General features: G+C 73.1%; 18 protein-coding genes. 7 read left to right on the top strand and 11 right to left on the bottom strand.

The window, feature by feature from the left end; translation table 11 throughout:
- Positions 1 to 6: 6 nt before the first annotated feature.
- Positions 7 to 1140, bottom strand: a complete 1134-nt coding sequence (locus BJP60_RS05610) for a YlbL family protein (protein ID WP_442923410.1) — start codon at positions 1138 to 1140, stop codon at positions 7 to 9.
- A gap of 147 nt (positions 1141 to 1287) precedes the next feature.
- Between BJP60_RS05610 and BJP60_RS05605 the strand changes: the two genes are divergently transcribed.
- Entirely contained in the window at positions 1288 to 2751 is a 1464-nt protein-coding gene (locus tag BJP60_RS05605) for a zinc-dependent metalloprotease (protein ID WP_203138137.1), read from the top strand.
- Positions 2752 to 3535: 784 nt separating this feature from the next.
- On the opposite strand, the gene BJP60_RS05600 is transcribed toward BJP60_RS05605, so the two are convergent.
- Together BJP60_RS05600 and nudC are read right to left on the bottom strand one after the other, a co-directional pair.
- Positions 3536 to 5311: an ATP-dependent helicase gene (locus tag BJP60_RS05600; RefSeq protein ID WP_203138135.1), complete on the bottom strand. Its 1776-nt coding sequence runs from the start codon at positions 5309 to 5311 to the stop codon at positions 3536 to 3538.
- Positions 5308 to 6219 (bottom strand): NAD(+) diphosphatase, encoded by a 912-nt coding sequence (nudC, locus tag BJP60_RS05595; protein WP_203138133.1) that lies wholly within the window; start codon positions 6217 to 6219, stop codon positions 5308 to 5310. The genes BJP60_RS05600 and nudC overlap by 4 nt, the downstream gene beginning before the upstream one ends.
- 112 nt (positions 6220 to 6331) lie before the next feature.
- Between nudC and BJP60_RS05590 the strand changes: the two genes are divergently transcribed.
- On the top strand, positions 6332 to 7642 hold the full coding sequence (locus tag BJP60_RS05590; RefSeq protein WP_203138127.1) for a phosphotransferase: 1311 nt from the start codon (positions 6332 to 6334) through the stop codon (positions 7640 to 7642).
- On the opposite strand, the gene BJP60_RS05585 is transcribed toward BJP60_RS05590, so the two are convergent.
- Positions 7567 to 11091 (bottom strand): ATP-dependent DNA helicase, encoded by a 3525-nt coding sequence (locus BJP60_RS05585; protein ID WP_203139002.1) that lies wholly within the window; start codon positions 11089 to 11091, stop codon positions 7567 to 7569. The genes BJP60_RS05590 and BJP60_RS05585 overlap by 76 nt on opposite strands.
- A 2-nt stretch (positions 11092 to 11093) precedes the next feature.
- Entirely contained in the window at positions 11094 to 14342 is a 3249-nt protein-coding gene (locus tag BJP60_RS05580) for an ATP-dependent DNA helicase (RefSeq protein WP_203138123.1), read from the bottom strand.
- A gap of 159 nt (positions 14343 to 14501) precedes the next feature.
- On the opposite strand from BJP60_RS05580, the gene BJP60_RS05575 reads away from it, so the two are divergent.
- Together BJP60_RS05575 and BJP60_RS05570 are read left to right on the top strand one after the other, a co-directional pair.
- A complete protein-coding gene (locus BJP60_RS05575) occupies positions 14502 to 14726 on the top strand; it encodes a DUF3107 domain-containing protein (protein ID WP_203138122.1) in 225 nt (74 codons plus the stop codon).
- A gap of 4 nt (positions 14727 to 14730) precedes the next feature.
- Entirely contained in the window at positions 14731 to 15021 is a 291-nt protein-coding gene (locus tag BJP60_RS05570) for a hypothetical protein (protein ID WP_203138121.1), read from the top strand.
- Positions 15022 to 15064: 43 nt separating this feature from the next.
- Here BJP60_RS05570 and BJP60_RS05565 read toward each other — a convergent pair whose 3' ends face one another.
- Together BJP60_RS05565 and BJP60_RS05560 are read right to left on the bottom strand one after the other, a co-directional pair.
- Positions 15065 to 16234 (bottom strand): MarP family serine protease, encoded by a 1170-nt coding sequence (locus BJP60_RS05565; RefSeq protein WP_336244364.1) that lies wholly within the window; start codon positions 16232 to 16234, stop codon positions 15065 to 15067.
- Positions 16235 to 16459: 225 nt separating this feature from the next.
- A complete protein-coding gene (locus BJP60_RS05560) occupies positions 16460 to 17176 on the bottom strand; it encodes a ferritin-like fold-containing protein (protein ID WP_203138120.1) in 717 nt (238 codons plus the stop codon).
- A 202-nt stretch (positions 17177 to 17378) separates the two neighbouring features.
- Between BJP60_RS05560 and BJP60_RS05555 the strand changes: the two genes are divergently transcribed.
- Positions 17379 to 18794: a DEAD/DEAH box helicase gene (locus tag BJP60_RS05555; RefSeq protein WP_203138118.1), complete on the top strand. Its 1416-nt coding sequence runs from the start codon at positions 17379 to 17381 to the stop codon at positions 18792 to 18794.
- Positions 18795 to 18833: 39 nt separating this feature from the next.
- On the opposite strand, the gene BJP60_RS05550 is transcribed toward BJP60_RS05555, so the two are convergent.
- Complete coding sequence (locus BJP60_RS05550; RefSeq protein ID WP_238439582.1) at positions 18834 to 19706, bottom strand: PHP domain-containing protein; 873 nt, start codon at positions 19704 to 19706, stop codon at positions 18834 to 18836.
- A gap of 133 nt (positions 19707 to 19839) precedes the next feature.
- Between BJP60_RS05550 and BJP60_RS05545 the strand changes: the two genes are divergently transcribed.
- The gene (locus BJP60_RS05545) at positions 19840 to 20838 is read left to right on the top strand and encodes an endonuclease/exonuclease/phosphatase family protein (RefSeq protein ID WP_336244363.1); all 999 of its coding nucleotides are present in this window, start codon (positions 19840 to 19842) and stop codon (positions 20836 to 20838) included.
- 2 nt (positions 20839 to 20840) lie between these two features.
- Here the strand turns inward: BJP60_RS05545 and BJP60_RS05540 are convergent, their stop codons facing one another.
- The gene (locus BJP60_RS05540; RefSeq protein WP_203138113.1) at positions 20841 to 21215 is read right to left on the bottom strand and encodes a DUF3054 domain-containing protein; all 375 of its coding nucleotides are present in this window, start codon (positions 21213 to 21215) and stop codon (positions 20841 to 20843) included.
- Positions 21216 to 21317: 102 nt separating this feature from the next.
- Here BJP60_RS05540 and BJP60_RS05535 point away from each other — a divergent pair, with 102 nt between their 5' ends.
- Positions 21318 to 22730: an aminopeptidase P family protein gene (locus BJP60_RS05535; protein WP_203138112.1), complete on the top strand. Its 1413-nt coding sequence runs from the start codon at positions 21318 to 21320 to the stop codon at positions 22728 to 22730.
- Between the two features lie 87 nt (positions 22731 to 22817).
- Here the strand turns inward: BJP60_RS05535 and BJP60_RS05530 are convergent, their stop codons facing one another.
- Both BJP60_RS05530 and BJP60_RS05525 read right to left on the bottom strand, forming a co-directional pair.
- A complete protein-coding gene (locus tag BJP60_RS05530; protein ID WP_203138111.1) occupies positions 22818 to 23489 on the bottom strand; it encodes an alpha/beta hydrolase family protein in 672 nt (223 codons plus the stop codon).
- On the bottom strand, positions 23486 to 24268 hold the full coding sequence (locus tag BJP60_RS05525) for a general stress protein (protein ID WP_203138106.1): 783 nt from the start codon (positions 24266 to 24268) through the stop codon (positions 23486 to 23488). Before BJP60_RS05525 ends, BJP60_RS05530 begins: the two co-directional genes overlap by 4 nt.
- Positions 24269 to 24327: the final 59 nt, after the last annotated feature.

Below are 24327 nucleotides of genomic sequence, written 5' to 3'. Positions count from 1 at the left end.
TCCCGCTCAGCCCGCCGCGCAGGTGGCGAGGTCCGCGGTGTCGCCCGCCGCGATGCCCTCGAGCGCGGTGAGGGAGTCGTCGAGCGTGGCGACCGAGAACACCTGCAGACCGTCCGGGATGTGCCCGACGACCTCGTTGCAGTTGTCTGCCGGGGCGAGGAACCACTCGGCGCCCGCGTCGCGCGCGCCGTAGAGCTTCTGCCGGATGCCGCCGATCGGCCCCACCGTGCCGTCGGCCGTGATCGTGCCCGTGCCGGCGACGTTCTCGCCGCCGTTGAGCGCGCCGGGCGTGAGCACGTCGATCATGCCGAGCGCGAACATCATGCCCGCACTCGGGCCGCCGACGTTGTCGAGCTGGATCGTGACGTCGAACGGGAAGTCGTAGGCGGTCGTGAGCGTGATGCCGATCAGCCAGGCCTGCTCGCCCTCGATCTGTCCCTCCTCGGGGGTGACCGTGACGGTCCCCTCCTCGCCGTCGCGCTCGTAGGCGATCTCGACCGGCTCCCCCTCGCCCTCCTGGATCAGCTCGCGCAGCTGCGTCGCCTCCGTCACGGGCGTGCCGTTCGCGGACAGGATGCGGTCGCCCGCCTCGATCAGTCCCGCGGCCGGCGCGTCGTCGGACGGCACCCCCGCCACCTCGACCGTCGCGTCGAGGTCGTAGCCGAGCTGGCCGAGCGCGGCGGCCGTCGCCTCTGCCTGCGAGTCGACCATCAGCACAGCGTTCTGCTCCTCGCGCTGCTCGCTCGTGACGCCCTCGGGGAACACCGCGTCGATCGGCACCACGGCCCGAGACGGATCCAGCCATGCGATCGCGAGCTCGAACCAGGACGGCGTGCGCTCGCGGTTGCCGACGACCTGCACCGTCGTGAGGTCGAGCGTGCCCGCCGTGTCGTCGAACGTCTCGGTGCCCGAGATCGCGATCAGGGGAAGCTCGGTGCCGTCCGCGGACTCGGCCGTGCCGATCGTGTCGTACACCGGTCCGGGTCGCTGGATCACGTAGGCCGTCGGCAGGAAGGTCAGCACGACGAGCACGACCACGGCGATCACGATCGCCCACATGCCGGCAAGGGTGCGGCGCGACATGGATCGCGCGCGGGGCGGCAGCCCGCGCTCGTCCTCCTGCGCTTCGAACAGCGTCACGTCTTCTCCCTCGCGGTCCCCACCGGATCCTGGATGCGCCGTCGTTCGCGGGCGGCGTAAGGCGTCTGCGGCGAGGGCCGGAGTAGGCGAAGACGGGTGAGACTAGCGTAGAACCACCGAGCTTCGACCGGCTGAAAGGCGGCTGACGTGGCAGATGACGACCGCTCCCCCGAGGACGAGTTCCAGGAGCTCATGCGACAGCTCTTCGGGGCCTCGGGCAGCCAGTTCGATCCCGAGCAGTTCGCTCGCATGGATCCCGAGCAGCTCGCCCGGCTGACGGGCATGCCGATCGACCCGGCGACCCTGTCCCAGGTGATGCAGAACCTGCAGAGCGCGTTCCGGACGTCCGGGAACGGCATCGACTGGAGCGTCACGAAGCGACAGGCGCTGCACATCGCGAACCAGGACGGGCTGAGCGTGACGCAGGGTCAGCGCGCCGACCTGGACCAGGCGTTCCACCTCGCCGACCTGTGGCTGTCGGAGGCGACCGCGATCGCGGACCTCGCCGAGGCGCCGCGCGCGATCACGCGCGGCGACTGGGTGGAGAAGACGCTCGCGGTGTGGCAGGAGCTCGCCGAGCCCGTCGCGGACGCGCTGACCGAGAGCCTCAGCCAGCAGGTGCCCGAGGAGATGCAGGGACTCGTCGCGAACGCCGGGCAGATGATGCGCGGTATCGGCGGGTCGCTCTTCGCGACCCAGCTCGGCCAGGTCGTCGGCAAGCTCTCGCTCGAGGTGGTCAGCGGCGGCGACGTGGGCATCCCGGTCCTGCCGGCCGGCACGGCGGCCATCCTGCCGCAGAACTTCGCGGATCTCGGGCGTGGCCTGGAGATCCCCGACGACCAGCTCGCGCTGTACGTCGCGGCGCGCGAGCTCGCGCACGCGCGGCTGTTCCGGCACGCGAAGTGGCTGCGGCTGCACGTGCTGTCGCAGGTCACCGAGTACGCGCGCGGAGTGCACATCGACACCGAGCGACTCGAGGAGCTCGCGTCGCGCTTCGACCCGTCCGACCTCGACGAGCTGCGCTCGGCGCTCGAGAGCGGTGCGCTGCTGCCGCAGCAGACCGAGGCGCAGAAGCGGGCGCTCGACCGGCTCGAGAACATGCTCGCGCTGATCGAGGGCTGGGTCGACGTGGTGACCGCCGACGCGACCTCGCGCATCCCGGCTCTCGATCGCATCGCCGAGGCGATCCGTCGTCGGCGAGCCGTGGGCGGCCCGGCAGAGGACGCGCTCGGAGCGCTGGTCGGCCTCAAGCTGCGTCCGCGACGCCTGCGCGAGGCGGCCGCGATGTGGCGTGCCGTGACCGAGGCCGTCGGGGTCGAGGCGCGTGACGCGCTGTGGGACTCCCCCGATTTCGTCCCCGAGGCCGCCGACATCGACGACCCGTCGCGCCTGATCGCCCGCCTCGAGGCGAGCGCCCGCGGCGAGGCGCCGCAGCGCGACGAGATGGACGACGCTATCGACCGCCTGCTCGCGGAGGCCGAGGGCTCGCCTGCTCCCGAGCCGGGGGGCTCCTCCGACGGTGTGGACAGCGACCGCTCGGACGAGGGCGGATCGGATGACGCGCCGCGCACGGACGGTGACGACGCTCCGGAGGGTCCCCGGCCGGTGTGAGCCTCGTCCACAGCGCGCCGCGCGACGAGCGGGCGGCAGGGGCTGTGGACAGCCCGCCCGGCGTCTGACGCGGGCGCGCACGATGGGCCCATGACGTTCCTCCGGATCGATCCGTCCCACCCGGCGCTCTGGCGCGATGAGACGACGTTGCAGCTGGGCGCGCATGCCGTCGTGACCCTCCGGGACCCCGCGCCGTGGCAGCAGCGGGTGCTCGGCGCCATGGAGCGCGGCGTCGATTCGGCGACCCTCGAGCGGCTGACCGCGGCGCTGGAGGTGCCGGCGCACGAGCTGGCCGCCTTCCTCGCGGAGCTGGAGGGCGCGCTCGCGCGTCCCGGTGCGGTCCGCACGGTGCAGCTGCGCGCGGCCGACGGCGTGGACGCCACGACCTCGAGCGACGTGGCCGAAGCCCTGGGCGCTGTCGGCATCGCCGCGACGTGGGCGGCACCGGCGGCGCCGTTCGCGGGCGATGCCGTCGTGCTGCTCGCCCATCACCACGTGCCGCCGCACGTGCCCGCGCAGCTGATGGCCGACGACGTCCCGCACGTGCCGGTCGTGTTCGACGGCGGCGGCGTGACGGTCGGCCCGCTCGTCGAGCCCGGACGCACGGCCTGCCTCGCGTGCCTCGCCGCGCACGAGCGCGAACGCGATTCGGCGTGGCCCGCGATCGTCGCTCAGCTGGTCGGACGCCGCCCCGTCGCCGTGCCCCGCGCGCGGGCGATGGAGGCCGGGATGCTCGTCGCGCGTCTCCTGCGCGACGGCGTGCACCCGGGCCGCGGCCGGGACGTCAGCGCGTCGGCGTCCGTGCGCTCGAGCGCGGAGGCGCGCCGCGCGTGGCACTCGCACCGTCCGCACCCCGAGTGCCTGTGCCGGACGGGCGCCCCTGCGCGAGATGAGGACCGATCTCGGCGAGGAAGCGCGACGGAGCGCGCTCCCCTCGTCCCGCTTCCGACTGCCGAGCCCACGAGATCGACAGCGTTCGCGCGGCGCGCGTGATGCCGACGTAAGCGAGCCGCCGCTCCTCGTCGACGCCCTCGAGCGACGAGGCGTACGAGATCGGCAACAGCCCCTCGGAGAAGCCCAGGATGTGCACGTGCGGCCACTCGAGCCCCTTGGCGGCGTGCAGCGTCGACAGCGTCACGGTGCGCATCGCGAGCTCGTGCTGATCCTTCGCGCGCGCCATCAGGTCGTCGGCGAACGAACGCAGGGTCGTCCCCGCCGGGGCCTCCTCCGCGAGCCGCAGGATCGCGGCGCGCGCCTCCCACGCGTCGCGCAGCGCTCCGCCCGCGGCGGGCGGATCGTCCTGGTGCCCCAGGCCGCGCAGCGCCGTGCGCACCTCGTCCACGAAGCCGGCGCCGTGCGGGGCGACGGCGGCCGCGCGGATGGCCAGCACGGCCTGTCGCACCTCGGGCATGTCGAAGAACCGCGTGCCGCCGAGCACGCTCGTCGCGATGCCCCGCGCCGAGAGCGCCTGCTGGATCGCCGCCGACTGGGCGTGCGATCGGTACAGGACCGCGATCTCGTCGGCGCGCGCGGACTGCATCCGCCGCGCGATCGCGTCCGCGACGCCTTCGACCTCGGCGCGGTCGTCCGGATAGGCGACCACCTCGGGCCGGGGCGACGACGCCTCACCCGCGGCGGCGACCAGGGTGAGCGCCCCGGGGCGCCCCCGCATGAGCGCATTGGCCACCTCCAGCACGGCACCGTCCGAGCGGTAGTTCCGCTCGAGGCGCACGACCGTGGCATCCGGGTAGCGCGTGGGGAACTCCAGCAGGAAGCGCGATTCGGCGCCCGTGAACGAGTAGATGGTCTGGCTCGCATCGCCGACGACGCACAGGTCGCGGCGGTCGCCCAGCCACAGCTCGAGCAGGCGGTTCTGCAGCGGCGAGACGTCCTGGAACTCGTCGACGGTGAAGTGACGGTACTGCTCGCGCACCGCGACCGCGACGCGCGGTTCGGCCTCGAGCATGCCCGCGCAGGCGAGCAGCACGTCCTCGAAGTCGAGCTGGCGGCGCTCGTCCTTCAGCGCCTCATACCGGCGCATCAGCTCGACGAGCGCGTCGGTCTTGAGCGAGCCGACCGTGCGGCCGAGGCGCTCGTACTGCTCGATCGTGCGCATCGTGACCTTGCGCCATTCGATCTGCGCGGCGACGTCCCGCAGCGTGGCGCGGTCGGGTCGCAGACGCAGCGCATCGGCGGCGTGCGCGAGCAGCTTCACCTTGTTGTCGACGATACGCGGCGCCTCGTCGCCCGCGACCTGCGGCCAGAAGTAGTTCAGCTGCGCGAGGGCCGCGGCGTGGAACGTCTTCGCCGAGACGCCCTCGATGCCCAGCGCGCGCAGTCGCCCCCGCAGCTCGCCCGCCGCCTTCGTCGTGAAGGTCACTGCCATCACACGCTGCGGCGAGTACGCCCCGGTGTCGACGCCGTGCGCGATCCGGTGCGTGATCACGCGCGTCTTGCCCGCGCCGGCACCGGCCAGCACGACGACGGGACCCCGCAGGGTCGCGGCCGCCTGTCGCTGATGCTCGTCGAGCCCGTCCAGTGGGGATCCGGCGCCGCTCACGCGTCGCCCTCCTCGAACCAGTCGCGGATCAGCCGGTGCGCGATGGACGCCGGGCCCGGCAGGCCCACCTCGCCGCGGCCTTCGAGCGCCGCGCCGATCTCCGCGCGCGTGAACCAGCGCAGCGACACGATCTCCGCGCCGTCCGCGCGCGCCTCGTCCGGATCGATCGCGGTCGCCTCGAACCCGAGCATGAGCGAGTGCGGGTACGGCCACGGCTGAGACGCCGAGTAGCGCAGTCCCGTCAGGCGCACGCCCGCCTCCTCCCGGATCTCGCGGTGGATCGCGGTCTCGAGGGACTCGCCCGCCTCGACGAAGCCGGCGAAGCACGAGTGCATCCGTCCGCGCCAGTTGACGTTCGCGCCCAGCAGGAGGCGACGGCGATCCGCGTCCGTGATCGCCACGATCACGGCGGGGTCGTTGCGAGGGAAGTGATCGCGTCCGCAGTCCTCGCAGCGCCGCGACCAGCCGGCCTGCCGCAGGATCGCGCGCCCTCCGCAGCGGGGACAGAAGCGGTGACCGGTCAGCCAGCGTCCGAGGCTCACCGCCACGATGAGCGTGTCCGCCTCGACGGGATCGAGCTGCGCGGCCACCTCCCGCGGACCCGCCCACCCGCCCGGCGGGTCGAGCGGCTCTGCCGTGGACGCGTCGAACGCCGCCACGAGGACGGCGGCGCCGTCGGACGTCCGGCCGAGGAAGCCCCACTCGGCGTCCCCCGGCACGTCGCTCGGCGCGATCCCCCAGAGGTGAGGCTCCTCGCCTCTCGCGAGCGCGGCGTGCGCACCGCGCACGACGACGACCCGCGTGGTGCCCGCGACATGCGCGCTGTCGAGCAGGTCCGGATCGTCACGCTCGGCCGCGGCGCGATCCGCGGCGACGGGGTGGGCGGCGGGGGCTTCGTGGCGGCTCATGGCGGCGAGTCCCTTTCGTCACGAGTGCGGCTGCCTTCCGCAGAGCGCGGGGTCGGCGATCGCGGGCGTGGCGAGGGGCGAACGCGAGAGCCTCCGACCTACCCTTGGGGGCATGGCACGCTCCCCTCTCACTCTAGCGGCGGCCGTCACCGCGGCCGTCCCGGATGCCGAGGTGGTCGGCGCCCGCCGGCTCACCGCGGGCGGCGGCGGGCGGTTCGACTCGGCCGTGGCGACCCTCGCGGACGGCCGCGAGCTCGTCGTGCGAGTCGCGAACGAGGAGGCCGCGGATCGGGAGCTCGCCGCCGAGGTCGTCGCGCTCCGTGCGCTCACGCCCGGGGTCCGCGGCATGCTGCCGTTCCGCGCGCCCGAGTACGCCGGGGCCGCGGCGCTGCTCGCGGGTCGCGCCTTGGTGACGACGTTCGTGCCGGGATACCTGATCGACGCCGACGAGATCCCGCCCGGCGAGGGCGCCGCGACCTCGATCGGACGGGCGCTCGCTGCGCTGCACGCGCTGCCGCCGTCGGTCGTGCGCTCCGCAGGTCTCCGCGAGCACACGCCGGAGCAGACGCGCGCCGACGTGCGACGCGTGGTCGAGGCCGCCTCGCACAGCGGCCGCCTTCCCGTGCGACTCACCGTGCGCTGGCGGGACGCGCTCGAGGACGACCGCCTGTGGGCGTTCGAGCCCGCCGTGTGCCTGGGCGGCACGCAGGCGACGTCCTTCCTGTTCGAGGACGACGAGCGTCGTGCACCCCGCGTCTCGGGCGTGCTCGACTGGCAGGGCCTGTCGATCGACGACCCCGCCGTCGATCTGCGCTGGGTCGCATCGGCGCCCGATGCCGCGAAGGACATCTTCCGCGCCTACGGCGACGCCGCGCACCGCGCGCCCGACGCCGCCGTCCGCGTCCGAGCTCGTCTCCACGCCGAGTTGGAGTTCGCCCGCTGGCTCGTGCACGGCCTCGAGAGCCACCGCACCGATGTCGTGGACGACGCGGCGGCGCTGCTCGAGTCGCTCGCCGAGGGCGTCAAGGACGACGTGCTGCTGGCCGAGATCGACGACGACGGCCGCACGGACATCGACGACGCGATGACGGTGCTCGCGAACATGCCCCAGCGATCCGGCCCCGCCGCGGTCGACACGTCCATGCAGACCGACGCGTTCGACCCCGACGACCTGACCCTCGGACCCGACAGCTCGTGGAACAAGGACGACTGGAGCGACGAGAAGCGCGCCCGCGCGACGTCGGCGGCGCACGAGACGCAGCCGATCGACAGGGACGAGCTCGTCGGCATCGCGCGCGAGGACGCCCGCACGCCGCTCGAGGAACGGCGCGGGACGCCTGAAGACCGTCAGCCGGACGCCGAGGACGCCCGCCGTTCGGCGCGCGCGGCATTCCAGCGCTGGACCAGCTCCTCCTCGGAGTAGATCCGGTCGTCGCGGATGACGAGGTCGTCTGCGACGTAGAACAGCGCCACGTCGATCCGGTCGAGCGGCACGCCGTGGCGGCGGTGATAGGCGACGCGGTACAGCGCAAGCTGCAGCATGCGCTGCTCCTTCTCGGCCGCGGTGCGCGGCGCCTTGCCGGTCTTCCAGTCGACGATCTCGATCCGGCCGTCGCGTTCGTACACCGCGTCGAGCTTGCAGATCACGATGTGGCCCGGCTCGCCGTGGGGGCCCGGCATCGCGAAGTCGATCTCCGTCTCGACCTCGAGCGGCTTCCGGTGCGCCCACTCGCTGGCGAGGAAGATCTCGCGCAGGCGCGCGAGGGCCGCCTCGTCCTCGGCCGACACCTCGGTCTCCGCACCGAGATCGGCGTCGCCCCACAGCTCCTCGTCGCTCTCCCACAGGGCGTCGTCGGTCGAGGACCCCGCACCGGCGATGCCGGAGCGCTGCTCGACCCACTGGTGGAACAGCGTGCCGATGCGCGTCTGCGTGTACGGCCGCTCGGGGAGCGGGCGGTCGATCTGTGAGACGGTTCCGGCGAAGTCGCTCACGTAGTCCTTGAATCGCGACGCGGGGATGCGCGTGGGCGCGACGAGCGGGCGTCCGCGGCCCCGCTCCTCACGCTCGGCGAGCAGCCGCGCGGCCTGTAGGGTCGGCTCGGTGGGCGTCGTGCGGCGCACGAGCTCGGCCGCCTCCGCCACGCGCGAGCGGCGGTGGCCGAGCGGGTCGAGCGGCCACTGCCGCGTGAGCGCCGTGCCCTCGTACGGGTTGTCGTCCTTGTCGACCTCGCCGATCGCATCCAGCCCGAGCTCGTCGATCATGTCGAGCAGGTAGGGGCTGGGCTTGCGGGGCGACTTCTGGCCCGCCCAGTGCGCGCCCGTCAGCAGCAGCTCGCCCCGCGCGCGGGTGACCGCGACGTATGCGAGGCGCCGCTCCTCCTCCTGTTGATAGGCGCGATAGGCGTCCTTGAACCGGGTGAGCGCGCCGCCGTCCGGATAGGCCTTGGTCTTCCCGGCCGCGAGCGAATCGAGGGCCGCCTTGTGCCGCTTGGCCGGGTCCTCCCCCGCCTCGGCCATCGCGCCGGCCGGATCCCACGAGAACTGCGGCAGCGCCGCGGCGTCGCCGCGCAGCGCGAACGGCGCGACCCCGAAGCCGAACCAGCCCGAGGTGTCGCTGACGCGGCTCGGCAGCTCGTCCTCGACCATGCGCACGACGGCGACCGCGTCCCACTCCAGCCCCTTCGAGCCGTGGATGGTCAGCAGCTGCACGACGCCGGGCTCGGGCGGCTCCGTGCGCGGCATCAGCTCGTCGGTGGACTCGGCCTTGTCGAGCCAGGCGAGCAGGCTGCCGATCGTGCCGCGCTCGTCGGCGGACAGGAAGCCGCGCACCTCGTCGACGAACGCGCGCAGCTGCGTCGACGCGATGCGCGCGGGGCCGCGCGTCTCGTTCGCGGCGAGCTCGATGTCGAGGCGCAGCTCGAGCTCGATGAGTCGGATCAGCTCGGGGATCGGCTGGCCGACCGCGCGCCGCAGCCGGGCGAGCATCTCGCCCGCGTCGCGCATGCGCTCCCGCCCGGCGGCCGTGATGCCCTCGAGCAGGCGGTAGTCGTCGCGCGTCGTGCGGACGAAGTCGAGCGCGTCGACGATCGACACCGCCTCGTCCACGCCCGCCGAGCTGCGCAGCCGCGCCTTCAGCTCGTCCGACAGCGGCGCAAGCGACCCGTCGCGCACCGCCAGCTTCTCGGCGAGGTCGTACAGCGCGGCCATGTCGGCCACGCCGATCCGGAAGCGGGGGCCGACGAGCAGCCGGATGAGCGCCGATCCGGCCGTCGGATCGTGCAGCACGCGCAGCATCGACACCACGTCGGTGACCTCGGGCGTGGTGAGCAGGCCGCCGAGGCCGAGGATGCGGTGCGGGATGCCGCGGTCGCCGAGCGCCTTGGCGAAGGTCTGCATGTGCTTCTTCGAGCGGAACAGGATGGCGCCGCTGTGCGGCTTCACGGCCCCGGCCGCGTTCTGCGTGCTGTCGAGGTCGTGCGTGGCACGCAGGCCCGCGAACCAGTCGGCGACCGCGGCCGCCTCGTCGTCGACCGTGAGCTCGAACCGCGACGACACGTGCCCGTCCGCGGCGCCCGGGCGGGGCTCGAGCTCGGGGACGGAGAAGGAGCCGCGCCCCTGCAGCGGCCGCAGCACGCGGTTCGCCGCCGCGAGGATGCGCCGGTCGTTACGCCAACTTGTCATCAGGCTGTAGTGCGCGGCGGGCACCTCGCGGGCGAACGCCTGATCGAACGCGTAGAGGTTGTCGGCGCTCGCGCCACGCCAGCCGTAGATCGACTGGTGAGGGTCGCCGACGGCCATGACCCGGGCGTCGCGGAACAGCTCGGCCAGGAACCGGGTCTGGATGACGGAGGTGTCCTGGTACTCGTCGAGCAGCACGACGCGGTACTGCTCCCGCAGCTGCTCGCGCACCTGTGGCGCGCGCTCCACGATCTCGAACGCGCCGCCCACTTGGTCGGCGAAGTCGAGCACGCCGCGCCGCTGCTTCTCGGCGATGTAGTCGCGCACGAGCTGCACCAGGATGGGCATCGCGAGCAGGTTGGCGGTTGCCTTGTCGACCTCGCCCTTCTCGCGATACGGCTCGAATGCCGCCGCCTGATCGAGCGCGACGCGCTGGAGGTCGTCCAGCTCGATGCGGTGATCGAGCACCTCGGCCGCGAGCCGCTGCACGGCGTCGACCACGCCGTTGAGCGCGCGATCCACGTCCTCGAGGCCCGGGATCTGGGCGCGCAGCACCACGTGCCGCGCGATCAGCCACGAGGCCGACTGGCTGAGCATCGCGGCATCCGGGTCGCGCCCGATGCGCGCGGCGTGCTCGCGCACGATCGCGTCGGCGAACGCGTTGTAGGTCGCCACGCGCGGGCGGATCATGAGGTCGGACGCGTCGCGCGGGGCGGTGGGATCCCATCCCGTCCCGTACGCCGTCGCGAGCTCGTCCAGCACCTCTCGGCGCACCGCGTCGCGCTGCGCGGCCGAAGCCGCCTGATCGATGCGAGCGAGCGACCCATCCCGCACGATGTCGCGCAGGTGCGGCAGGAGACCGCGCCGGCCGAACTCGTCGATCAGCGCGAGCCGGGCTCCGATCCGCTCGGCGAGCTCCCCCGCCGCCTTGCGCGTGAACGTGAGGCCGAGGATCTCGTCGCGGCGCACGTGCTCATTCGCCACGAGCCACACCACGCGTCCCGCCATCGTCTCGGTCTTGCCGCTGCCCGCGCCGGCCACCACGAGGGCCGGGCTCGGCGGGGCCTCGATCACGCGCTGCTGGGCAGGCGTGGGTGTCGGCAGGCCGAGCGCGGCCGCGATGTCGGTCGCCGCGATGCCGTGCCCGCCCTCCCAGGCCGCGTCGGGCAGGATCCGCTCGGTCTCGGCCTGCATCGTCACGCGCTCACCGCCTCGACCGTGTGGATCCGGCACGGCTTCACGAACATCCCCTCGGTGCAGTGCGCGTCGACCTGTGCCGTGAAGCTGCTGGCGGACATCCCGCGCGCGGCCTCCGCCACGCGACGCAGGAACTCGGTGCGCGGCTCGTCGGCCAGCCGGTGCTGGTGGGCCACGCGATAGTCGCTCTTCGCGAGCGTCTGCGACACGATCACGAGCCGCGCCCCTGCGAGGCCGCCGGCCGTCGCACCCTCGATCAAGCCCTCCTGCACGGCGACCTGGTACGCCGCGAGCTGCGCGTGCTGCAGCACGTCGCCGTCCCCCGGCTTCTCGTAGCGGCCGCTCTTGAGGTCGACGACCACGACGTGCTCGGTGGCGTCCGTGTCGGCGCACGCCATCGCGGCCCAGCCGCGCGAGCGTCCGGGGCCATGCTCGCCCTTCCCCACGGGATACGTCTCGACGCGATCGATCACGCCGCTCACGATCGCACGGCGGGGTCCGTCCGCCTCCTCGCCCACATACACGGCGGGTGGGGGCGCATCCTGCTCCGTCGTGTCCGGCGCGGTGGTGTCGATCGCGAAGCGGAAGGCCGCTTCCGAGACGACGTGCGCGCCGCCGTCGGCACGCACGGCGCGCAGGTAGGCGTGCAGCCGTTCGACGTAGAGGTCGGCACGCGCGCGCTCCTTGACCGCGATCCAGGGCGTCTCGAAGTCGAGCTCCGGCCAGCGCTCGTCGACGACCGCCCGCAGGCCGTCGAGGTCGCCGTCGGGGAACCGCTCGAGCGCGGCGTGAAGGATCGTGCCGATCCCGGCGCTGGGCGGCGTGACGGTGTTGCCGCCCAGCGTGTCGATCACCCATCCGAGGCCGCACTCTTCGAACGCCTCCATGCGCGACGGCGACACGCGCGCCGGCCCCGCGTCGAGATCGCGCAGCGGGCGGTCGGTCGTGGGCGCCGGCACGCCGTACCAGTCGGCGGGGTCGGCTCCCGGCACACCCTCACGCGCGAGCATCGCCAGCTGTCCGGCGGCCTCGGCGCGCTCCCGCTCGTCGGGCGACTCGGTCAGCGTGCGGCGGTGACGCGCGACGAGCCCGCGCAGCGTGAGCGGGTGTGCGGCGCGCCCGTCGTCGTCGCCGGTCGGTTCAGGGAGGAACGAGAACAGCGCGCTGGGTCCGGTGTCGTCGTCGTCCACCGCGGTGACCAGCAGGCGCGTGCGCGCCCGGGACACGGCGCGCACGAACAGCCGCAACTCGTCGTGCAGGGCCGCGCGGCGCCGGTCGAGCACGCCCGCGGGCTCGACGTCGGCCCGCCCCTCGCGGCGCGCCGCGACCGCGTCCGCGAGCAGCCACGCATCGAGCAGGCCGCCGCGCAGGCGCACGTTCGGCCAGACGCCGTCCTGCACGCCCGCGATCACGACCGCCTCGAACTCGACGCCGAGCGCGTTCGCCGGCGTGAGCAAGGTGACGGCGCCCGAGCGATCCGGCGACGACAGCGTGTCCTCGGGCACGTCGCTGTCGAGGATCTCGCGGATGAACGGCAGCGGCCCCTCCTCGGGGCTGCGCTCGACCGAGCGCTTCGCGGCCGCGAACAGCGCCACGAGGCCGTCGAGCGCCCGGCCTGTCTCGGCCGCGAGCGGCCCGTCGCCCTGCGCGGTCTCATGCCACGCGCTCTCGAGCCGGCGCCCGTCGCCCGTGCGCGCGCGATCCCACACCAGCCAGAGCAGCTCGTGGATCGTCGCGCCCCGCGCGCCGTCCTCGTGCACCAGCCGCAGGGTCTCGGCGAGGCGGCGCCCGGTGCGGGCCTCGGGGGTGTCGATCAGGTCGAACGTCGCCGGATGACCGAGCGCCTCGTGCAGCAGCTCGCGCGCCGGCCGATTGCCGCCGTCTGCCAGCTCGGCGTGCCGCATGTGCGCCCGCAGCCGCCGCAGGCCCACCCCGTCGAGACCGCCGAAGGGGGAACGGAGCGCCTCGATCAGCAGCTCCGGCTCGCGCTCGGCGTGATCCAGCAGGCCCAGGCGGACGATCTCGACGATGTCGTGCACCACGGCCTCGCTGCCGAGCGGCCGCTGCACGCCGGCCGCGCGGGTGGGCACCTCGCGCGCGGCGAGCTCGGCCTCCAGCATCGTGAGCTGACGGGTGTCGTGCGCGATCACCGCCATCCGGTCCCACGGCACGCGCCCCAGCAGATGCCAGTCGCGCAGGGCCCACGCGATCTGGTCGACCTCCTCGTACGGGGAGGCCGCGAGGCGCACCTCGACCGAGCCGGACGGCAGGGTCTCGGGCCCGGGCGCCCGGCGGTGCGCGACGACGCCCGCGGTTCCGATCGCCTGCGTCACGGTGCGCGTCAGGCGCGTGAGCTCCAACGCCGCGCGGTGGGCGCCGTCGAGCACGTGGCGCTCGCCGAGCGCGTTCGCCAGACGCAGGAACAGCTCGGGCGTCACGCCGCGGAACGCACCGGAGCCGATGTCGGGATCGCCGAACGCGAGCACCGCGATCCCCCGCTCGCGCAGCGCCTCGACGACGGCGAGGCCGCCGCGCGTGAGCTCCTGGGCGTCGTCGATCAGGACGACGCGCAGCCTCTCCAGTCCCGCCACGGCCGCTCCCGCGCGCAGCGCCGCGGCGGCCTCGCCGTACAGCTCGGCGACGTCGCGATGCGGCGCGCGCATGCCGTCGATCACATTGCGGTAGTCGCGCATGAACCGCGCCACGGCCGTCCACGACGGCACGCCGAGCGCCGCCAGCTCGGCCGGCCCGACGCCCAGCTCGGTGAGCTCGCTGAGGAACGCCCGCAGCTCCGAGCGGAAGCCCTTCGACGCCCGCACGGGTGCACCGAGCTGCTCGGGCCACAGCGAGACGCCGTCGCGCTCGTCCTCCTCGTCACCGGCCAGGATGTCGGCCACGATCCGGTCCTGATCCGCTCCTGTGAGCAGCTTCGGCGGCTCGTCGCCACGGCGCACGGCCTCGGCGCGCACCACCTGGAAGGCGAACGACCCCGCCGAGCGGGCGAGCGGTCCGGGGGTGGCGACGCGCACGCGCACGCCGAGCTCGTCGCGCAGCCGCGTGGCCGACACGCGCGTCGGCGTCAGCACCACGAGCTCGTCGGCCGCGACACCCGCGTCGATCAGGCGCGCGACGCGCTCGACGAGCACCGCGGTCTTGCCGGTCCCTGGCGCGCCGACGACCGTGCCCGATGCCTCCGGCGGCAGCGCGAGCACGGCGCGCTGGCCGGCATCCCAGGCGGGTGAGGTCATGCCTCCCACGCTAATCGCGGTGTCCGACATCGTCGCCGCGACGCCCGGGGGCCGGCAGCGTTCGCCCTCAGCGTTCAGCCGCCTACCGTGTCGGCCGCCTGCCATAGAGTTGAAGCCCGGCCCGCTGAGGGCTTCTGGCGCGACGAAAGGCAGTCACCCGTGGACATCCGCATCGGCATCACCAACACCGGCCGCGAGCTGAGCTTCGAGTCGTCGGACAGCGCCGAGGCCGTCAAGACCGCCATCGCCGCCGCCCTCGACAACGGGCAGAGCCACCTGTCCTTCACGGACGTCAAGGGCAACTCCTACATCGTCCCGACCGCGAACCTGGCGTTCGTCGAGGTCGGCAGCGAGGAGACCCGCCGCGTCGGCTTCGTCGCCTGACGCCATGTACATCCTGCTCGCGCTCGTCGCCGCGGTCGCGATCGGCGTCGGCATCCACTTCGCGCTGCCACGCCGCTCCACGCGCGGCGTGGCGCTCGCTCCGGCGATCGCGGGCGCGGTCGCCGCGCTGGCCTACGGCATCTGCACGTGGAGCGGCCTCGGCGAGGCGAACGCGCTGACGTGGCTGATCACGCTCGTGGCCGCGGCGGTCGTCTCGTGGTTCGGCACCGACGCGATCAGCCGCGTCCGTGCGACCCGCGACGCCGCCGTGAGCAAGCGCCTCAACCTGGCCTGATCGTCGGCCGCGGCTCGACTCTCCGGCTCCCCCGACCGGAGGGTCAGCCCACGCAGTCGCCCGTCGACACGGCGTCGCCGGCCGCATCCACCTGCTCCAGCGCCGGCATCAGCTCGCTGGTCGTCATGGCGTAGCCGACGTCGGCCTGCAGCTCGTCGCGCGCGAAGATGACACCGGCCACGGCGCCCTCCGTCGTCAGCACCGGACCGCCCGAATTGCCGGGATACACGGCCGCCGCCAGCGCGTAGACCTCGCGCGGCGCGACGGATCCGCCGTAGATGTCGGCGATCGGCGCGGCCCCGACGGCCGCGATCGAGGCCGTCGTCGTGCGGAACGGCCCGCCGTACGGGAAGCCCTGGATGACGGCGGGATCGCCGTTCGCGAGCGGCTCGACGATCGGCAGCGCCGCCGCGTCCACGTCCACCGAGATCACCGCGAGGTCGTCGACCGCATCGAAGTACACGACGCGGCCGTCTCGCGCCGGCTCCCCCGGCAGCTCGACGATCGGCGTGTCCATCCCTGCGACGACGTGCGCGTTCGTCACCAGCAGGTCCTCGGCCGCGACGAATCCGGTGCCGCTCGCGCCGCGGCCGCACGAGTTCGCACCGTGGATGCGGGCCACCGAGGCCGCCGCGGTGCGCAGCGCCGGGTCCTCCGTGTCGACGGTCGCGGACGTGGACGTGTCCACTTCGCCCAGCAGGCCGCTGATCGTCGGCAGCACCGTCTCGCCGAGGATCGCGGCATGCAGCCGGGCCATCGCCTCGGACACGGGCGGCGGCGTGAGGCGGTCGATCGTGCGCAGCGCGTTGGACGAGGCGACCGCCGAGGAGACGACCGGGATGCCCGCGCTGACGATGCCCGAGCCCACGAGCGTGAGAGCGAGCGCGGCCGCGACCGCGCCCAGCACCCCGCCCAGCAGCCGCTCGACGACCTTCAGCCGCAGCTTGTCCGCGCCGCGGCGGATAGTCGATCCGACGATGGACCCGAGCGTCGCGCCGATCGCGAGCAGGGCGATCGCGCCGCCGACCACGGTCAGCGGGCGCCACATCGGCTCGACGATCCCGGCCAGCAGTGGCAACACCCACGGCGCCGCGAGCCCGCCGATCACGAGGCCGCACAGCGTGCCGAGGGCGGAGAACAGCCCGACGCGCAGCCCGATCACCAGCGCGACGATCAGCAGCACCACGATCACGATGTCGACCACGGGCAGCACGGGCTCCTCCTTCGGGCCGCGCGACGCTCACTGCCCATGGCTCAGGCTATTGCGTGCTCCTGCGGCGCGCCCGTGAATGCCCGAATCCCGAGCTCGAGCCACCACCGGGGCACCGGCTTCTCAGAAGATGCCGTCTTCTCAGAGCGGTCATCCGAGGATCAGTCCTGAGCAGGCGGCATCCCCTGAGAACCGTCACCAGAGTGCACGAAGACCGTCATGCGAAAGCTACGACGCGAGACCGAGGGCGTCCATGCGGCGGGCGTGCGCGGCCATGAGGGCGGTGAACACCGGCTCGACCTTCTTCTCGTCGTCGAGGCCGAGGCGCCGCGGGCGCAGCGCCGCGCGCGCGACGAGCAGCGTGTCGCCCACAAGGCGACGGGCCCACATCGACAGCAGGGAGCGCATTTCGTCGTCCTCGTCGATGGTCGCGCGGATCAGGTCGACGATCAACTCGCGATCGCTGTCGACGTTCAGGATCCGCGCGATGCGGCGCCCGGTCTCGCCGTAGCTCGCGGCCAGCGCGCGGTAGAAGTCGTCGAGCATGCCCGCCGTGATGTGCACGGACAGCATGGTCTCGCGGGGCCGGGCGCCGATCGTCGCGCGGCGGAAGCCGTCGAGCTGCTCCTGGAAGGGGCGCATGATGGCGGCCGGATCCTCACCGCGGTCCCGGATCACGTCGATGATCGCGCGGTGCTTCACGAGCGCGGCGCCCGCCGCGAGCGACAGCGCCTCCTTCTCGCGCAGGTCGGGAGTGGCGCGGATGAGCCGGGTCAGCGTCTCGAAGTAGCCGAGCTGGAGGTAGGCGGCCTGGCCGAGGAAGGTCTCGACGTCGGGCGCGAGCTCCTCGAAGTCGACGCGCCGGGCGTCGCCCATGTCGCCGCGGGACCGCAGTCGCAGCATCCGCGCGGGCGGTCGGCGCCGCCAGAACCTCCAGTTGACCACGGGCCTAAGCCTACGGGTGCGGCCCGGTCCCAACCGCAACGCGGATCCGCATCGAGGTGCCCCGCTCCGGGGAGTGTCAGGCTGCTCCGGTAGGCTGATACGGTCCCCGGCGACGGATCGGGGCCGCCGCGCCTGGAGCAGAGAAGGGCGTGGATCCCATCTCCCAGGCAGCGACGGCTGCCGGACAGGCCACCTGAACATCGTGACCACTTTCACCGACCTCGGTGTCGACCAGGACATCGTCGACGCCCTCGCCGCGAAGGGGATCGTCGACGCGTTCCCCATCCAGGAGCAGACCATCCCCCTCGCCCTGCCGGGCCAGGACGTGATCGGCCAGGCCAAGACCGGCACGGGCAAGACCTTCGGATTCGGCATCCCCGTCGTCCAGCGCCTCGGCCAGAACCCCGAGCCGGGCGTCAAGGCGCTCATCGTCGTCCCCACCCGCGAGCTCGCGGTGCAGGTCTACGAGGACATGGACCTGCTGACCTCGAACCGCGCCACGAACGTCGTCGCGATCTACGGCGGCAAGGCGTACGAGGGCCAGATCGAGCAGCTCAAGGCCGGCGCGCAGATCGTCGTCGGCACGCCCGGCCGCCTGATCGACCTCGCGGGCCAGCGTCTGCTCGACCTGTCGAACGCGACCGAGGTCGTGCTCGATGAGGCGGACAAGATGCTCGACCTCGGCTTCCTCGCCGACATCGAGAAGATCTTCCAGAAGGTCGCGCAGGTGCGTCACACGCAGCTGTTCAGCGCGACCATGCCCGGCCCGATCGTCTCGCTCGCCCGCCGCTTCATGACGAACCCCATCCACATCCGCGCGACGGATCCGGATGAGGGCCTGACGCAGGCGAACATCAAGCACGTCATCTACCGCGCGCACTCGCTCGACAAGGACGAGGTCATCGCGCGCATCCTGCAGGCCGAGGGCCGCGGCAAGACCGTGATCTTCACGCGCACGAAGCGCGCCGCCCAGCGTCTCGTCGACGAGCTCACCGACCGCGGCTTCAGCGTCGGCGGCGTGCACGGCGACATGGGCCAGGAGCAGCGCGAGCGCTCGATGGCGGCGTTCAAGGCCGGCAAGAAGGACGTGCTGGTGGCGACGGATGTCGCGGCGCGCGGCATCGACGTCGACGATGTCACGCACGTGATCAACCACACGATCCCGGACGACGACAAGACGTACCTGCACCGCGCCGGCCGCACGGGTCGTGCGGGCCGCACGGGCATCGCGATCACGTTCGTCGACTGGGACGACCTGCACAAGTGGGCCCTCATCAACCGCGCCCTCGAGTTCGGGCAGCCGGAGCCGACCGAGACCTACTCGTCGAGCCCGCACCTGTACACCGACCTGGACATCCCGGCCGGCACCAAGGGCCGCCTGACGACGGCCCCCAAGGCGGAGCGTCCGCGTCCCGAGCGCCGCTCGGACGGCGAGGGCCGTCAGCGCACGCGTCGTCGCGGATCGTCCGACTCTCCCGCCGCTGCGACCGAGACCGGCGAGAAGCCCGAGGGTTCGGGCACGCACGACGGCGCGGGCAAGGAGCACCACGACGGCAAGGCGGCCCCGCGCCGGCGTCGTCGGCGCCGCCCGTCGGGCCAGGCACCGCAGGGCGCCTGACCCTCCCGCCCGCGGTCCCACCGCGGGCGCGGAGCGGCCCTACGCCGGGTGGACCGGCGCGGTGCCGGTGGCGCGCTCGATGATGCGCGCCACCATGTCGTCGCTCGTCGTGTTCTCACCCGGCAGGTTCGGCTTGCCGCGGCCGTGGTAGTCGCTCGAGCCGGTGACGATCAGGTCGCGCTCCTCGGCGATCCGGCGCAGGATGCGCTTGCCCTGCGCCGAGTTCTCGCGGTGCCCGATCTCGAAGCCCGCCAGCCCTGCGTCGATCAGCGCGTGCAGGACGGAATCGGGCATCATGCGGCCGCGGCCACCCGGATGCGCGATGATCGCGACGCCCCCGGCCGCCGTGACGAGCTCGACGGCACGGAAGGGATCGGGCGCGTAGTGCGGCTCGTAGTACCCCTCGCGCGGGTGCAGGATGCCGTCGAAGGCCTCCGTGCGGTCGCGAGCCAGCCCGCGCGCAACGAGCGCGTCGGCGATGTGCGGGCGACCCACCGTCGCGTCCTGCATCGTCTGCGCGAGCACGTCGTCCCAGGTCAGGTCGTAGTCGCGGGCGATGTTGGCGACGATCCGCTCGGCCCGGCCGATCCGGTCGCCGCGGATGCGGTCCATCTCGGCACGCAGCGGCGCGTCGTCCGGATCGAACAGGTACGACAGCACGTGCACGCTGCGCCAGTCGTGCTTGGCGGAGAACTCCATGCCCGGCAGCAGCGTCATGCCGAGCGATGTGCATGCCTCCGCGGCCTCGGCCCATCCGGCCGTCGTGTCGTGATCCGTGAGCGCGACGGTGCGCAGCCCGTGCCGGTGCGCGGCCGCCATGACGTCGGCGGGAGGCTCGGTTCCGTCCGACCGGGTGGAGTGCAGATGCAGGTCGCTCGGCCCGCTGAACCGCCTGTCCCCGTCGTCGCCCACGAGCCGATCGTAGTCCGATACGCAGGTGATCCCGACGACGCACGCACGCGATACGCGCGCCGCGTGCGCCGGTTTCTCAGCGGGGCGAATTAGTGTCGGAGGCGTGTTGCGCTTGCTCGGGATCCTCGTGACGGTGGCATTCGCCATCGCGACCGCGCTCGTCAGCTGGCCCCAGTTCTTCCGTCTCGAGCAGACGATGCCGTTCGCTCAGATCGTGTCGATGCGGGGCGTGCTCGTCGTCGCGTTCGCCGCGCTGACGATCCTGTTCCTGCTGATGGCGCTGGCCCGTCCGATGCGTGCGTTCGCGATGTCGATGGCGCTCGTCGCGGGCCTCGGCGCCATCGTCGGCGGCGTGACACTGGGCATGCGCGGCTACGGCGACACCCTGCCTCCCGAGACAGAGAGCAGCATCCGCGTGATGACGTGGAACACGGCGGGCGACGCGACCGGCGCCGACCAGATCGCGCAGTCGGCGGTCGCGATGGACGCCGACATCATCGCGCTCCCCGAGACCGCGCAGAGCGTGGGCGAGGACGTCGCCGTCGAGATGCGCGAGCTCGGGCGCCCGATGTGGGTGCACCACGTGCAATACAACAAGGAGATCGAGCGCGGCCCGCAGTCGTGGGTCACCACCATCCTGATCTCCCCCGACCTCGGCGACTACGCCGTGATCGAGTCGTCGGACGACGGCTCGAGCAACACCGCCCTGCTGCCGAGCGCCGTGGTCATGCCGGTCGACGGCACGGGCCCGACCGTCGTCGCCGTGCACGCGATCGCGCCGCGCCCCGCTTACATGGACGTGTGGCGCGAGGATCTGCGCTGGATCGCGGATCAGTGCCCGCAGGACGCGAACGTCATCATCGCGGGGGACTTCAACGCCACCCTCGATCACATGGGCTCCCTCGCCGCGGGAGACGGCGACCTGGGGTACTGCCACGACGCGGCGGCCTCGACGGGCAACGGCGGCGTCGGCACCTGGCCGACCGACGTGCCGTCGCTGCTGTCGGCGCCGATCGATCACGTGATGCACTCGGACGCGTGGCGCGCGACCGGATCCATCGTGCTCACGAACCTGGACGGCGCGGGCGGCGACCACCGTCCGCTGGTCGTGCAGCTCGAGCCCGTCGGCTGACGTCAGCCGCGGCGCCGACGGACGAGGCGCAGGATGAGCCGCCAGCCGATCAGCAGCACCGCGAGCGTGATCGTCGCGACGATGAGGAAGGGCACGGCCGCCGTGCCGCCCGACACCACGCGCAGCACCATCCCGACCACGAGCGTGCCGATCCACGCGATCACGCCGGCGAGGACGTCCGCCGCGGGCGTGCGCGCCAGCAGGATCGCGACCCAGCCGACGACGAGTGCGACGAGGAAGGGCCAGGCGCTGCCGAGGAACCCCTCGAAGAACGGCTCGCCGTGCGCCGAGCGCCCGATCACGAGGAAGACGAGCACGAGCACGACGTCGATCGCGAACGCGACGGCCGGGTGCACGGTGCGGGGCTGAACTGCCATGCCCTCCAGCCTAGGATCGCGACGAGGAGACCCCCGGCTACCGTCCTGGTCGTCGATCCGGACCCCCGAGCGCGGCTCGGCGTGCGGTGACAGACTGGTGACATGAGCGACACGCAGGCGAAGACCGACACCGAGCAGCAGCCGCGGGGCGTGACGAACCGCCGTCAGCCCTACCCGCAGGGGTTCCTCGACACGATCTCGGAGGGCTGGGCGGAGCGCCCCGAGCAGCTCCCGCCGCTGCGCGAGCAGGCCTCGTACGCCGCCGCCCGCCGCGCCGCCGTCTCCGACGCCTTCCCGGGCAAGCGCCTCGTCATCCCGGCCGGTCCCCTCAAGCAGCGCAGCAACGACACCGACTACCCGTTCCGCGTGCACTCGGCGTTCGCGCACCTCACCGGCTGGGCGAACGACTCCGAGCCCGACTCGGTGCTCGTGTTCGAGCCGACCGACGCCGGACACGACGTCACGCTGTACTTCCGCGAGCGCGCCGACCGCACCACGGCCGAGTTCTACTCCGACGCGACGATCGGCGAGTTCTGGATCGGACCGCGCCCCGCGCTGCCCGGCGTCGCGGGCGAGCTGGGACTTCCGACCGCCCACATCGACACGTTCGAGACGCGCGAGGGCGACCTGGTCGTCGACCTGGACGAGGACCTGACCCGCTTCGTCTCCGAGCTGCGCCTGCGCAAGGACGAGTACGAGATCGCGCAGATGCGCCTCGCGGTGGAGGTCACGGCGGCGGGCTTCGACGACATCGTCCGGGAGCTGCCCCGCATCATCGAGCACCCGCGGGGCGAGCGCGTCGTCGAGGGCGTGTTCCACCAGCGCGCCCGCAGCGACGGCAATTGGGAGGGTTACGACACGATCGCCGCGTCGGGTCCGCACGCCTGCTACCTGCACTGGACCCGCAACGACGGCGCCGTATTGCCGGGCGACCTGATCCTGATCGACGCCGGCGCCGAGGTGGACAGCCTCTACACCGCCGACATCACGCGCACGCTGCCCGTGAACGGCACGTTCACGCCGATCCAGCGCAAGATCTACGAGACCGTGCGCGAGGCCGCCGACGCCGCGTTCGCCGCCGCCAAGCCGGGCGTGAAGTTCCGCGCCGTGCACGAGGCCGCCATGGACGTGCTGGCGCGCCGCACCGCCGAGTGGGGGCTGCTGCCGGTCACCGCCGAGGAGGCACTGGACGCCGACCGGGGCGGGCACCACCGCCGGTACATGGTCCACGGCACGAGCCACCACCTCGGCATCGACGTGCACGACTGCGCGCAGGCCCGTCGCGAGATGTACTACAACGGCGTGCTGGAGCCCGGCATGGTCTTCACGATCGAGCCCGGGCTGTACTTCCAGATCGACGACGTCACGGTGCCCGAGGAGTACCGCGGCATCGGCGTGCGCATCGAGGACGACATCCTGATGACCGAGGACGGCCCCGTCAACCTGTCCGCGGACATCCCGCGCACGGCCGACGAGATCGAGGCGTGGATCGCCCGGCTGAACCCCGGTCGTTGAGCGGAGAGTGACGCATCGCGTCGAGACGGCCCGACGTCGCCGGACCTGCGAATCCGGTCCGCCGGGCCGTCTCGACGCGGCATCCACTCAGCGGACGGGCGCGTCCACGAAGCGCGACAGGATGGGTGCGAGCTCGGCACCGATCACGTCGGCGGGGCGTCTGCGGCCCTTGACCTCGAACGAGTGGTTGCCGCCCTCGATCCACTCGACCGTGGCGTCCCGGCACGTCGCCACGACGTCGCGGAACTGCTCGAGCGGCTGGATGAACGGGTCGAGGTCGCCCTCGAGGAACAGCTGCGGCTGAGCGACCGACGGCAGGTGCTCGGCGCGGGGCTTCTCGGGCTTGCCCGGCGGGTGCAGCGGATACCCGAGGTACGCGAGCGTGCGCACGGGGAGGCCGCCCTCCGCGGCCGCCATCGACGCCATCCGGCCGCCGTACGACTTGCCCGCCGCGTGAACCGGCAGACCGGCCTCGGCCGCGTGATCGACCACCGTGCGCCACGCCGTGACGGCGTCGCCCGGGCGGCCCGGCATCCGCCTCCCCGCCTCCACGTACGCGAAGTTGAACCGGATCACGGTGATGCCGTCGTCCGCGAGAGCGCGCGCGAGTCCCGCGAGGAACGGGTGCCGCATGCCGGCTCCGGCCCCGTGCGCGAGCACCAGCACGGCCCGTGCGTCATCGGCCGTGTCCGTCGCGACCGAGATGTCGACGGGTCCGCTGGCGAGCGGGACGGTGAGCGTGCTTTCGGGCGCGCTCACGCGCGGTCGGAGTCCCGGGGCTCGCCCTGCGGGGGCTGGCCGGAGGGCTCATCGCCCGACGCGTCGTTCTCCGGGCTCCAGCCCTGCCCCTGTGCCGGCGGCGTCTGCGCGTCCGGGTCCTGGGGCGTCTCGGGACGCGTGACGGGCGGCGCGGGCGGCTGGGTCGGCGGAACGGGCTGCTGGGCCGGCGGTGCGGGTCGCTCGGTCGGCGGAACCGGCGGCACCGGGTCGACGCGCACGCCGTAGCGCGGCGGCTCCTGCGGCGCCGGGGGCGCGGGCGGGGTCACGACCTGCGTCGCGGGGCGAGCGGGCGCGGACCCGCCGCCCAGCACCTGCCGCGCCTTGCCGACGCTGCGCGACTGCACGGTGACGTCGTAGTGCTCGGCCGAGACCTGCATGACGCTGGCGAAGTCGCGGCGCCGGCGCAGGATCGAGTACGCGATCAGGCGGAACAGCATGCCGAGCGCGATGCCCACGAGCAGCACGCCCGCGAACGTCGAGATCGGCAGCCCGGGCGTCCAGATCACCACCATGGCCGCGAACAGCAGGCCGAGCAGCACGCCGTTCACGGCGCCCGACCACGCCGCCTGGGCGTAGCCGAGGCGGCCCGTGACCTTCTCGACCGACCGGAGCGCGGTGCCGACGATCGCGATGTCGGCCGCGGGCACCTCCGCCGCGATCAGCTTCGAGACCGCCTTCTGCGCCTGGTCGTACTCCTTGAAGCTCGCGACGGTCTCACCGATCTCGAACGGCCTGTTCAACCCGCTCACCATGCTCATGCGCGCCATTCTCGCACGCGCGTGCGACGCGCTCGCGGTGGTGCAGCGGCATCCGTCGG

It is taken from the genome of Microbacterium sp. JZ31, from assembly GCF_016805985.1.
Lineage (GTDB): Bacteria > Actinomycetota > Actinomycetes > Actinomycetales > Microbacteriaceae > Microbacterium.
Note: the sequence above shows the minus strand (reverse complement) of the source record. Positions and strands in the feature narration are given on the sequence as shown.